An 11,193-nucleotide genomic window follows, 5' to 3' on the forward strand; every position below is an offset into this window, starting at 1 on the left:
CGCCCGCCGCGCCGGGTCGGTCGCGGTCATCGCCGCGACCGCACCGCGCAGCGGTTCGGGGACGTCGCGCGGGACGACGGGGGAGCGGGTGAGCCGCTCACCGGCGCCCTCGATGCCCTCGCCCTGGTACTCGCGACGCCCGGTCCAGGCCTCGAGCAGCACCAGACCGAGCGCGTAGACGTCGGCGGGCGGGCCGACGTCGCGCCCGCGGACCTGCTCCGGCGCCAGGTAGGCGGGGGTACCGACGATCTCGCCGACGGCGGTGTGCCCGTCGCCTCCCAACAGTGACGCGACCCCGAAGTCGGCCAGCCGGGCGCGGCCGTTGCCGTCGATCAGGATGTTCGACGGCTTCACGTCGCGGTGCGTGACGCCCTGGGAGTGCACGTAGGCCAGGGTCTGGGCGACCTCCAGGCCGAAGCGGCGGATGTCGTCGGCGGGCAGGCGCTCGGCCTCGATCACCTCACGCAGCGTCGGCCCGTCGACGAGCTCCATCACCAGGTAGGCGCGGTGCGGCTCGACCGCGAAGTCGTGCACCGCGACCAGGCCGGGGTGGTGCAGGTTCGCCATGACCTGCGCCTCCTGCTGGAAGCGCGCATCGGCGGTCGGGTCGTTGCCCGGGCCGAAGATCTTCACCGCGACCGGGCGGTTGAGCCGGGTATCGGTCGCCCGGTGCACGTCGGCCATCCCGCCCTGGCCGATCAGGCCCTCCAGGCGGTAGCGGCCGCCGAGCAGCTCCGGGCCGCCGACCGGCTGCGGCAGCATCCGGGTGGCGTCCGGGTGCGCGGCGCGGGCGTCGGGCGGGCCGCCCATGAAGCGGGTGCGGTCCTGGTCCTGCGGGCCGACCCGGCGGGTCGCCCCGGGGTCGCCACCCGCGCCGACCTGGCGGGTGCGGTCGTCGCCCGGGGGCATCCGGCGGGTGCCCGGGTCCCGTTCGGCGCGGGTCGGCCACGCCCCCGGAGGGGGAGCCGGCTGCCGGCCCCGCGGGTCGCCCCCGCGCGGGTCCGGCCCGCCGCGACGGGTCCGGTCATCGCCACCGTGCACGAGTCCTCCCGGGGTCGGACGGCGGTCGGACGTCCGGCCGGCGCCGCCGAGTTCGCGGTGACCGTACCGGGCGACCGCATGTCCCTGATCGGGTCGGGCGTGACCCGTCCGGGTACGCCGTGGTCAGCACCGGGTCCCCGCCCGGATCACGGCATCCGCGCCGCGACCCCGTCCAGGACGTCGGCGAAGGGCTCCGGGTGGATCTGGAACCGCAGGTGGCTGCTCACGATCTCGTGCACGTCGAACCGGTTGTCCGGGGTCAGCGCGTCGGCGTCGGCGATGTAGCGGTCCTGCATCGCCGGCGGGATCGCGCGGTCCTCGGTGAGCCGGACGTAGGTGCGCGGGATCGCGCCCCAGGTGCCGGCGTCGGCGGTGGCGGCCGCCATGTCGACGTTCACCGACTCGTCGGGGTCCTGGGTGTGCAGGTAGGCCAGCAGCTCGGCGCGGGTGCCGTCGGCCAGCAGCGCGGTCTGCAGGCCCAGCAGGTGGTCCGGGTCGGCGGTACGCCAGTTCATCCGCAGCGCGCCGATGTCGGCCGGGTCCGCGGTGGCGACACCGGCCCCGAGGTGCAGCAGGCTCGCCTCCATCTCCGGCGGGTTCGCCGGCGTGCGCGGGACGGGGCAGTGCGCCGAGGCGTAGACGAGGTGGTCGACGAGACCGGGCTCGGCGTTGCCGACCGCGGTCAGCGTCAGCCCGCCCCGGCTCGCCCCGACGAGCACGGTCGGCCCGTGCGCACGGGCCCGGCGCAGCAGTGCGGTGACGGCGGCGACGTCGTCGGCCGTGCCGATGGTGGTCATCGGGCTCGTCTCGCCGGCCATCGAGGCGGCGTCCTGCCCGCCGAGGTAGCCCCACGGGATCTTCGCGTCGAAGCCGTGCCCGGGCAGGTCCACGGCCAGCGCGCGGTGCCCGCGCAGGGCCAGCTCGCGCAGCACGGGACCCCAGCAGGCGGCGTTGCAGAACGCGCCGGGGACGAGGACGAAGGTCGGGGTGCTCACCCCGGTGAGTCTGGCGTACCGGTGCCCGGGCGCCGGTCAGGACACCGTGCTGGGGGTGCGCAGGTCGGCGGCCGGGAACGGCGGGCGCTCGTCGAAGCGCAGCGACGCCCGTCCCGCGGCGCGCCAGGCCCGGGCGGTGAGGTCCTTGTCGGCGTCGGTGACGAGGTTGCCCATCACGCGCAGGGCGACCGTCATCAACGCCCGCGAGCGCATCCCGACCGGCCCGGCGATCGGCAGCAGCCGCGGGATCGTGATCAGCCCGGCGAGCCGTCGGGCGATCGAGAACGCCTGCCCGTAGTGCGTGCGCAGGGTGGCGGGCCACGCCGTGGCCAGGTCGCGTTCGCCGGCCATCATCTCGGCCACCAGACGTCCGGTCTCCAGCCCGTAGTCGATGCCCTCGCCGTTGAGCGGGTTCACACAGCCGGCGGCGTCGCCGATCAGGGCCCAGTTCGCCCCGGCCACGCCGGAGACCGCGCCGCCCATCGGCAGCAGCGCCGACGCGGTGGCGCGCACCGGGCCCTCGAGCTGCCAGTCGGCGCGGCGCTGGTCGGCGTAGAGCTCGATCAGGCTGCGCAGCCGGACCGCGGCCGGGCGGCGCTCGGTGGCCAGCGTGCCGACCCCGATGTTGACCTCGCCGTTGTTCAGCGGGAACACCCAGCCGTAGCCGGCCAGCACCTCGTTCTCCTCGCCGCGCAGCTCCAGGTGCGAGGAGATCCACTGGTCGTCGCTGCGCCCGGAGGTGATGTAGCCGCGTGCGGCCACGCCGTATGCGGTGTCCTTGTGCCACTCGCGGCCGAGCACCCGGCCCAGGGTGGAGCGGGCGCCGTCGGCGACCACGAGCCGCCTGCACCGCACGGTGCGCCCGTCGGCGAAGGTGACCTCGTCCACCCGGTCACCGTGGTAGCCGACGTCGACGGCTTTGGCGCCGTCCATCGGGACCGCTCCGGCGTCCAGGGCGACCCGGCGGATCCGGTCGTCGAGCGTCGTGCGGGCGACCGCGCCGCCGTTGGCCGGCAGCGCGCCGCCGGGCCAGGGCAGCTCCAGGGTCTGCCCGAAGCCGTGTGCGCGCAGGCCCTTGTTGGTGCCGTACCCGCGCACCCAGTCGCCGAGGCCGAGATGGTCGAGCTCGGCGATCGCGCGCGGGGTCAGCCCGTCGCCGCAGGTCTTGTCCCGCGGGAACGTCGCGGCGTCGGCCAGCACCACGTCCAGCCCGTGCCGGGCGGCCCACGCCGCCGCGGCGGCACCCGCCGGCCCGGCGCCCACCACCAGCACGTCGGTGTCGATGCTCGCGCCCGCGGAGCGACGCTCGGCGGACTCCGGAGCGGGGCCGGGACCCCCGCCGACGGCGGGTACGGACGTGGCGGACATGGCTCCAGTGTGGCAACCACCCGCGGGCTCCCGCCCGTCATGTGCGCCCGGTCACCGGCGGCGGTCGCACCCACCCGGCCGGTCACCCCGACGTTCTCCTCGGTGGACGAGCGTTCGGCCCGCCCGACACCGTGAGATGACGCTGGTCCCGCTCCGGCCGAGGCCGACGGCGATGGACGTCATCTCACCCGTCATCGCGGGGGCATTCCCGAGGGCCGCGGCCGGTCCGTGCCGCGCCGGTCGGGTCACCAGGTGCCGGAGGAGCGCGGCGCACGGGGTCTGCTCCGCACACCGCCCGACGTCGTGACGCCGTCCGTCGCTAGCGTGGGGGCCGTGGCGAGCACACCCGTGGAGGCCGGAGCCCCGGTACCGATGCCCGTGGCGCCGGAGACCGATCCGGCTCCGCGTCGCGGAGACGGGTTCCGCCCCGCGCTCCCCGACCTGCTCAGCGTCGCGGCGGCCGTCGTGTTCGTCGTCCTCGCGGCGCGCGAGGGCTGGCGGCTGCTCGACGCCGGCGTCAACATCTTCGTGTTCTTCCCGCCGCTGCTGGCGAACTGGGAGCCGCACACCGGCCCGGGTACCCCGTTCGCGGTCCTGGTCGCGGTCGCGGTGGTGGCGTTCGGGCCGTCGTTCGCGGCCCGGGCGAGCTGGGTGCGGCTGATGTTCGCGGCCTGGGGAGCGGCGTTCGCCTGGACGTTGTCGCTGGCCATGGTGGACGGCTGGCAGAACGGCGTCGCGACCCGTCTGGCCAGCGACCAGGAGTACCTCTACGACCTGCCCCGGGTGACCGGCATCGGGCAGATGCTCTCGATCTTCTCCGACCACATCCTGACCACCGGTCAGGACCCGTCCCAGACCTGGTTCTGGGTCACCCACGTCGGCGCGCACCCGCCCGGCGCGTTCGCCGTGTTCATCGGGCTCGACCAGATCGGCCTCTCCGGCGGCGGCGCGGCCGGGGTGGTCGTGATGCTCGTCGGTGCCTCGGCCGCGGCGGCGACCGCGGTGACGCTGAAGGCTCTGGGTGCCGAGGACCTGGCGCGCCGGGCGTTGCCGTTCGCGGTGCTGTTCCCGGGTGCGGTGTGGGTCGGGGTGTCCGCGGACGGCATGTTCGCCGGTGTCCTGGCCTGGGGGGTCGCGCTGCTGGCGCTGGCCACGGCCGCGAGCGTGCGGGGAGCGACGGTCGCCTACGGACTGGCCGGCGGGCTGGTGGCGACGTTCAGCATCTACCTGTCCTACGGGCTGGCGATCGGTGTGCTGTTCCCGCTGGCGGTGCTCGCGGCGACCCGGAGGTGGTCGATCCTGGCGCCCGCGCTGGCCGGGGCCGCGGTCGTCGTCGCGGCGTTCACGCTGTCCGGGTTCTGGTGGCTCGACGGGTTCGACAACGTCCGGTTGATCTACGCGGGCAGCATCGCCCAGGACCGTCCGTACGAGTACTTCGTCTGGGCCAACATCGCCGCGGTGCTGTTCGCGCTCGGCCCGGCCGTGGTGGCCGGCCTGCGCCGGCTGGTGACCCACCCGCGGGCGGTCCCGGTCGGGGCGGTGCTGCTGATCGCGGCCGGGGTGCTGGCCGTGGCGGTCGCCGACTACTCGGGGATGAGCAAGGCCGAGGTCGAGCGGATCTGGCTACCGTTCGGCGTCTGGCTCGTGCTGGCCTGCGGGCTGCTCCCGCGCCGGCAGGTCCGCGGCTGGCTGGTCGCCCAGGCGCTGCTCGCGCTCGCCCTCAACCACCTGCTGACGATGCCGTGGTGACGTCCTGCGGGCTCGCAGGGCCCTGACGAGCATCCCGGTCAGGGTGCGCAGCAGCCAGAGGAGGAACGAGACGGCGAACAGCGCCAGCGCCAGGTGGACCCACCGGTCCCGGAACGGCTCCTGGTCGAGCCCGGTCGCGGCGACCGTCGTGGACGTGCCCTGCCGGATGATCCCGGGCAGGAACATGATCAGCGACAGCCCGGCGCCGAGCACCGGGACCCGTACGTGGTTCACCAGCGGCACCCGGGTCCGGGGCAGGGCCTTCAGCACGAGCGCGAGCACCCGGTCCCCGCCGGCGTAGAGGGGGAACAGCACCAGGTCGTGCAGGAACAACGCGCCGACGAACCAGATCAGGACCGAGGCCAGCGACGGGTCGTCGAGCAGCAGCAGGTCGACCGTGTAGTAGACGAGCGCGAAGCACGCCAGGCACGCGAGGAGCCGCACCAGCGCCCAGACGAGGAACCCCGTCCAGCCCAGCGGGGAGCGCCGGGACAGGTACGAGGCGACGCGTCCGGGTGCGGCGGGCTCGCCGGTCCCGGCGCCCTTCCCGTCCTGCTCAGGCACGGTTGAACTCGATGATGACGACCCACTTGGTGTTGTGCACCCCGGGCAGCGCCGGGACGATCACCCGGGCCGGGTACCCGTGGTCGCGGGAGAGCTCGGCGCCGTTGACCTGCGTGGCCAGCAACGAGTCCGGGGCGAGCACCTGTGCCCGCGTCAGCTGGGCGCGCGCGAACGGTCCCACCTCCACCGACCGCACGACGGCCGATGCGGGCTCCGGCACCCCGGCCGCGGCCGCGAGGTCGCGCAGCCGTACCCCGGTCCAGGTCTGGGTGCTCGACCAGCCCTCGACGCAGGCGATCGGCAGCTCCGCGGTGTGCTGGGGCATCGCGGCCAGGTCCTCGCGTCCGATCCGGACCTCGCCGGCCCCGCCGGTCAGCGTCAGCGCCCAGTCCGAGGTGATCGCCGCGGCCGCGATGCCGGACGCGACGAACGTGCGGTTGACCGGGAAGTCGTTCGGGCCGCCGGCCTCGGTGGAGTCGGGCGACGTGGTGCGCCCGCGCGGCAGCAGCAGCGCCGTCGACCGGAACCGGTCGGAGACCGTCTGCCCCGCGGTGATGGCGGCGACGAACAGCGCGCCGCCGCCGACCAGCGCCAGCGCACCGCGGCGCGACATCGTCGGCGGGTCCGGGTCGGGCGCGACCAGGCCGTGGACGTCCGGCGGCTCCGGGACGGTCTCCGCGAGCGGCGTGCGCAGCTCCCGGACCAGCGAGCGGGAGGACAGGCTGCGCAGCATCGTCGGCAGCTTGAGGAACACGTGCAGCACGAACGCGGCGATGAACACCCACGCCCCGACGAAGTGCGCCAGGTAGAAGCTGAACCCGAACACGTAGTCGTACTGGATGTTGAGCAGGCCGGTGGTGATCTCGAACAGGATCCCGCCGACGAGCAGGACCAGCGAGGCCCGCTCCAGGGCCTGGACCAGGCCCTTCGGCGGCCCGGTGAACAGCTTCGGGATCACCGACCAGAGCTTGGCCAGCACGAGCGGCACCAGGATCATCCCGAGGCCGACGTGCAGTCCCTCGGTCAGCCGGAACAGCCACGACGGCGACGTCGGCCACTCGAACCACGGCAGGTGCAGGCCGCCCACGTCGGACGGGATGGACTGGCCGAACTGCGGCGAGTACGCCATCCAGTCCAGCAGCCCGGTCACGATGACGATCGGCAGCCCGATGAGCAGCGGGAGCGCGAACATCGAGGTCAGCCACGGTCCACGGATGGGGCTGCGCCACCGGAGGATCCGTGCGGGCCTCATGACCTTCTCAGCTCCACGAACGATCTGTGGCCGGTGTACTGCGCGGTCGCGGCCAGCCCGACCGAGGCGGCCATCCGGGTCAGCTCCTCGATGCCGACGACGGCCCACGGCAGCGGTTCCCCGACCGCCGGGCCGGTGCAGACCTGCACCGTGCCGGTCCAGACGAGCTCCGGGCGCGGGTCGGCCTCGACCAGCACGGTCCCGCCGGGGGCGAGCAGGCGCGAGGCCCGCTCCAGCAGCCGGTCCGGTTCGCCGCCGATGCCGATGTTGCCGTCGGCGAGCAGCACGTGACCCCAGCCGCCCTCGGTGGGCAGCGGCGCGAACAGGTCCTGGCGGATCATCGAGACCCGGCGGCGCCGGCAGTGCGTGGCGGCGACGCCGGACTGGTCCACCCCGAGCACCGGCACGCCGCGCTGTGCCAGCGCGGCCACCAGCCGCCCGGGGCCACAGCCCAGGTCGACGGTCGGGCCGCTGCAGCGGTCGAGCAGCCAGTCGTCCTCACCGCCGGCCGGGTCGGTCCAGCGGGAGACGTCGAGCAGGACCTCGGTGCCGTCGCTGCACAGCAGCCGGGAGGGGACCCCGGCCAGGGCGGCGTCGAACGCGAGACGGGTGGCGGCGGCGGTCATGCCGGGCTCCCAGCGGTCAGCGCGGACGCGCACGCGTCCACGGAGGCGGCGAAGCGGGAACCGGGGATCAGGGCGGCGACCTCGACGGCCTCGGCTGCGGTGTCGACGTCGGTGAGCTCGGCGACGACACCGACCTGCAGCCCGGCCGCGCGCAGCGCGTCCAGGGTGCGGGCACCGGTGTCCTCGCGTGACATCGGGACGTCGGCGAGCACGGCCGCCCGGTGCGGGTCGCGCAGGCCGAGGATCCACCAACCGCCGTCGGTGGCCAGGCCGAGCACGGCGTCGTTGCCGGGGGTCAGCAGGGTGTGGACGCACTGCTCGAGCAGCGCGGCGGAGAGCTGCGGGGTGTCCATCCCGACCTGCAGGGTGGGCAGGCCCGGGTGCAGCGCGGCGGTGTCGGCGTGGGCGGCGGCGATCCGCTCGCCGAGCGAGTCCCCGCGCTGCTCGACGACGTCCACCGCGTCCAGCACGGTGTGCAGCTCGTCGGCGAGCACGGCGTCGGAGCGCTCGCCGGTGAACGAGACGACCGGGTGCGCGCCCGGCGTCGCCCGGACCGCGTCCAGGGTGTCGAGCAGTGCGGCGGCCGCCAGGGTCGCGGCCTGCTCGGCGGTGGCCGGCGGGCACAGGCGGGTCTTCACCCGGCCGGGGACCGGGGCCTTGGCCAGCACGATCGTCGCGACCGGCGCGACGGCGCCGTGGGTGGTGGAGCCGGGGGCTCCGGAGGGGGCGCTCATCTGAGCAGGCCCGTCATGTCCCGTGCGGCCCGCACGGTGCCCTTGATCGAGCCGGAGACCTTGGAGCGGCCACCGGCGCGACGGGAGTACGCGACCGGGATCTCGTCGAGCGTCCAGCCCGCGGCGCCGGCCTTGATCAACAGTTCCAGCGGGTAGCCGAACGCACGGTCCTCGATCTGCAGGTCGATCAGCGCCTTGCGGTGCGCGACCCGGATCGGGGCGATGTCGTGTACGCCGACGCCCTTGCCGCGGAGCATGGCGGCGATCACCGAGTTCGCCGCGCGGGCGTGCCAGGGCCACACCCCGGCGGAGTCCGGGATCCGGCGGCCGACGGCCATGTCGGCCCGGCCGTCCATCACGGTCTCGGCCATGCCGGGCAGGACGTCCGGGTCCAGGGAGCCGTCGCCGTCGAGGAACGCGACCAGGTCGGCCTCGGCGTTGACGAGGCCGGTGTGCACGGCGGCGCCGTAGCCGCGGCGGGGTTCGACGACGACGCGGGCGCCGTGGGCGCGCGCGACCGCCGCGGTGTCGTCGGTGGACCCGTTGTCGACGACCAGGACGGGCCAACCCGCGGGGAGTCGCTTCAGGACGGCGGGCAGAGCTTCTTCCTCATCGAGACAGGGGAGCACGATTTCGGGACATCGGTGCACGGCGCGATCTTGGCCCTTTCGGGTCGGTTCCGCTCGGCGGCTGAGAAAGAGTTGTTCGGTCCCGGGCGGGCAACGGTTCGGCGGTCGGTCAGACGTTCACACCGGCGGGTGATCGCAGTGGGTCGGTAGCGAAGGCGGCGACGCCGTCGGCGAACCTGGTCACGGCACGGAAGCCGAGCCTTTCGGTCGCGTAGGCCGGATCGGCCACCACGTGCCGGACGTCACCGGGGCGGGCCCCGCCGACGACCTGCGGGGCGGGTCCGTCCATCGCCGACGCCAGCTCGGTGGCGAGGTCGAGGATCGTGTGCGGCTCGCCGGAGCAGACGTTCGCGGCGCCGAACCCGGTCGGGGTCGGCTCCGCGGCCAGTGCCAGCGCGTTCGCCGCAGCCACGTCCGAGACGTGCACGAAGTCGCGCCGCTGCAGGCCGTCCTCCATCACCCCGGGCCCCTCGCCGCGTTCCAGCGCCGACCGGAAGATCGACGCCACGCCCGCGTACGGGGTGTCGCGCGGCATCCGCGGGCCGTAGACGTTGTGGTAGCGCAGCGCCCACACCGTTCCGCCGGTCTGCCGGGCCCACGCGCTGCACAGGTGTTCCTGGGCGAGCTTGGTGGCGGCGTAGGTGCTGCGCGGGTCCAGCGGCGCGGACTCCGGCACGAGCCCGGGCACCAGGTCGCGACCGCAGTCCGGGCACCGCGGCTCGTAGCGCCCGGCGTCGATGTCGGCGAACGCACGCGGCCCGGGACGGACGACGCCGTGCTCCGGGCAGTCGTAGCGCCCCTCGCCGTAGACGACCATCGACCCGGCCAGCACCAGCCGGGACCTCTTCGCCTCGTGCATTGCGGCCAGCAGCACCGCGGTGCCGAGGTCGTTGTGCGCGGCGAAGTCCGGGCCGTCCGAGGGGTCCACCCCGTGCCCGACCATCGCGGCCTGGTGGCACACCGCGTCCACCCCCGGGAGGAGGCGCCGCAGCACCTCGGGGTCGCGGACGTCGCCGTGCACCAGCTCGTGCCCGGAGACCCACTCCGGCGCCTTCCCGCCGTGCGCCTGCGGCAGCAGGGCGTCGAGGAGCACGACCTCGTGGCCGTCGGCGGTCAGCCGGTCGGCGACGTGCGAACCGATGAATCCTGCACCGCCGGTCACGAGAACTCGCATGGCGCGCAGGGTATGGGGTCAGGCCCACCCGGGGCCCCGGCGCCCCTGACCACACGTGCGTCCGGCGCCGTGGCCGGGCCCGGCGAGCGGGCGCAGTGGTCGGGCCCGGGCGCCGAGCGGGACGGTCAACCGGTGGGCGCGTCCGCGAGCGCATCCACCCCGGCCAGGGCGAGCCCGAACAACCCGAGCCGGACCTCCCTGGCCGTGGTCCAGCCGCGGTGCTGCCACTCCGGCCCGGCCAGCGAGTCGGCCGCGAGCAGGAGCTGGGCGAACCGGATGCCGCGGAACCGGGCGACCGCCAGCAGCGCGGAGGCCTCCATCTCGACGACGGCGCAGCCCTCCTCGCGACGGCGCCGGATCCGCTCCGGGGTCTCCCGGAACACGGCGTCGGTGGTCCAGCTGCGGCCGACCACGTACGGCACGCCCTGCTCGCCCAGCACCGTCGACAGCGCCTCCACACCGACCGGGTCGGCGTCGACCACCCGGCCCGGGGGCAGGTAGTGGAACGAGGTGCCCTCGTCGCGCAGGGCGCTGCCGAGCACGACGGCGTGGCCCAGCGTCAGGTCCGGCAGCAGCGCGCCGGCCCCGCCGACGCCGACCACCGTGCGCACGCCGAGCGCGGCCAGCTCCTCCAGGAACATCGCCGCCAGCGGCGCGCCGACGCCGGGCTGCAGGACCGCGACCGGGCGCCCGGCGGGGGAGTCGACGACCCAGACCGGGTTGCGTCCCAGCTCCGAGCGCAGCGTCGTGGCCGCCCGGGCGGTGGCGCCGATGCCGTCGACGACCTCGGGGAACCAGCACATCACGGCGGCGGCCGGCATGTCGTCGACCTCGGGGACGATCTCCGACGCCCGGATCACGCCGGGCTCGGCCAGGTCGTCCTCGAGCAGCGGGAGGTGCGGGGCGGGAACGGGCGCGCCCGCGGGGTCGGTGTTCATCACCGACGATCATCGCCTGCGGTGCACCGTGTCGTCGCGTCCGGGCGCGGGCGACGACCTCGCCCGGCTCCGGTCGTCGGCGGATCCGGTCGTGCCGGGCCGGATGCCGCTATCGTCGGTCCC

At 75.1% G+C, this 11,193-nt stretch carries 10 protein-coding genes; 1 reads left to right on the forward strand and 9 read right to left on the reverse strand.

The window, feature by feature from the left end; translation table 11 throughout:
- From I4I78_RS23750 to I4I78_RS23760, 3 genes are all read right to left on the reverse strand, one after another.
- Window positions 1-909 (reverse strand): serine/threonine-protein kinase (locus I4I78_RS23750; protein ID WP_218613693.1); only part of this gene is annotated, 909 nt, incomplete at its 3' end.
- A gap of 278 nt (window positions 910-1,187) precedes the next feature.
- Window positions 1,188-2,036 carry an alpha/beta hydrolase gene (locus I4I78_RS23755; RefSeq protein WP_218613694.1) on the reverse strand — a complete coding sequence of 283 codons (849 nt, stop codon included), beginning with the start codon at window positions 2,034-2,036 and terminating at the stop codon, window positions 1,188-1,190.
- Between the two features lie 36 nt (window positions 2,037-2,072).
- The gene (locus tag I4I78_RS23760) at window positions 2,073-3,404 is read right to left on the reverse strand and encodes a geranylgeranyl reductase family protein (protein ID WP_218613695.1); all 1,332 of its coding nucleotides are present in this window, start codon (window positions 3,402-3,404) and stop codon (window positions 2,073-2,075) included.
- 333 nt (window positions 3,405-3,737) lie between these two features.
- Here I4I78_RS23760 and I4I78_RS23765 point away from each other — a divergent pair, with 333 nt between their 5' ends.
- Window positions 3,738-5,153 (forward strand): hypothetical protein, encoded by a 1,416-nt coding sequence (locus I4I78_RS23765; RefSeq protein WP_308252312.1) that lies wholly within the window; start codon window positions 3,738-3,740, stop codon window positions 5,151-5,153.
- Between the two features lie 556 nt (window positions 5,154-5,709).
- On the opposite strand, the gene I4I78_RS23770 is transcribed toward I4I78_RS23765, so the two are convergent.
- From I4I78_RS23770 to I4I78_RS23795, 6 genes are all read right to left on the reverse strand, one after another.
- On the reverse strand, window positions 5,710-6,969 hold the full coding sequence (locus I4I78_RS23770; RefSeq protein WP_218613696.1) for a molybdopterin-dependent oxidoreductase: 1,260 nt from the start codon (window positions 6,967-6,969) through the stop codon (window positions 5,710-5,712).
- A complete protein-coding gene (locus tag I4I78_RS23775) occupies window positions 6,966-7,595 on the reverse strand; it encodes a bifunctional 2-polyprenyl-6-hydroxyphenol methylase/3-demethylubiquinol 3-O-methyltransferase UbiG (protein ID WP_218613697.1) in 630 nt (209 codons plus the stop codon). Before I4I78_RS23775 ends, I4I78_RS23770 begins: the two co-directional genes overlap by 4 nt.
- Entirely contained in the window at window positions 7,592-8,329 is a 738-nt protein-coding gene (locus tag I4I78_RS23780; RefSeq protein WP_218613698.1) for a DUF2064 domain-containing protein, read from the reverse strand. Before I4I78_RS23780 ends, I4I78_RS23775 begins: the two co-directional genes overlap by 4 nt.
- Window positions 8,326-8,961, reverse strand: a complete 636-nt coding sequence (locus I4I78_RS23785; RefSeq protein WP_218613702.1) for a glycosyltransferase family 2 protein — start codon at window positions 8,959-8,961, stop codon at window positions 8,326-8,328. The genes I4I78_RS23780 and I4I78_RS23785 overlap by 4 nt, the downstream gene beginning before the upstream one ends.
- A 106-nt stretch (window positions 8,962-9,067) precedes the next feature.
- On the reverse strand, window positions 9,068-10,132 hold the full coding sequence (locus I4I78_RS23790; protein ID WP_218613699.1) for an NAD(P)-dependent oxidoreductase: 1,065 nt from the start codon (window positions 10,130-10,132) through the stop codon (window positions 9,068-9,070).
- 125 nt (window positions 10,133-10,257) lie between these two features.
- The gene (locus tag I4I78_RS23795) at window positions 10,258-11,070 is read right to left on the reverse strand and encodes a nucleoside phosphorylase (protein ID WP_218613700.1); all 813 of its coding nucleotides are present in this window, start codon (window positions 11,068-11,070) and stop codon (window positions 10,258-10,260) included.
- Window positions 11,071-11,193: the final 123 nt, after the last annotated feature.

The sequence above is a fragment of the Pseudonocardia sp. KRD291 genome (assembly GCF_019263595.1).
Taxonomy (GTDB): domain Bacteria; phylum Actinomycetota; class Actinomycetes; order Mycobacteriales; family Pseudonocardiaceae; genus Pseudonocardia.

Bases quoted from the DNA above. Each gene is read 5' to 3' on its own strand.
- I4I78_RS23770 (WP_218613696.1), bottom strand. From the start codon at position 6,969: ATGAGGCCCGCACGGATCCTCCGGTGGCGCAGCCCCATCCGTGGACCG.
- I4I78_RS23795 (WP_218613700.1), bottom strand. From the start codon at position 11,070: ATGAACACCGACCCCGCGGGCGCGCCCGTTCCCGCCCCGCACCTCCCG.
- I4I78_RS23775 (WP_218613697.1), bottom strand. From the start codon at position 7,595: ATGACCGCCGCCGCCACCCGTCTCGCGTTCGACGCCGCCCTGGCCGGG.
- I4I78_RS23790 (WP_218613699.1), bottom strand. From the start codon at position 10,132: ATGCGAGTTCTCGTGACCGGCGGTGCAGGATTCATCGGTTCGCACGTC.
- I4I78_RS23760 (WP_218613695.1), bottom strand. From the start codon at position 3,404: ATGTCCGCCACGTCCGTACCCGCCGTCGGCGGGGGTCCCGGCCCCGCT.
- I4I78_RS23780 (WP_218613698.1), bottom strand. From the start codon at position 8,329: ATGAGCGCCCCCTCCGGAGCCCCCGGCTCCACCACCCACGGCGCCGTC.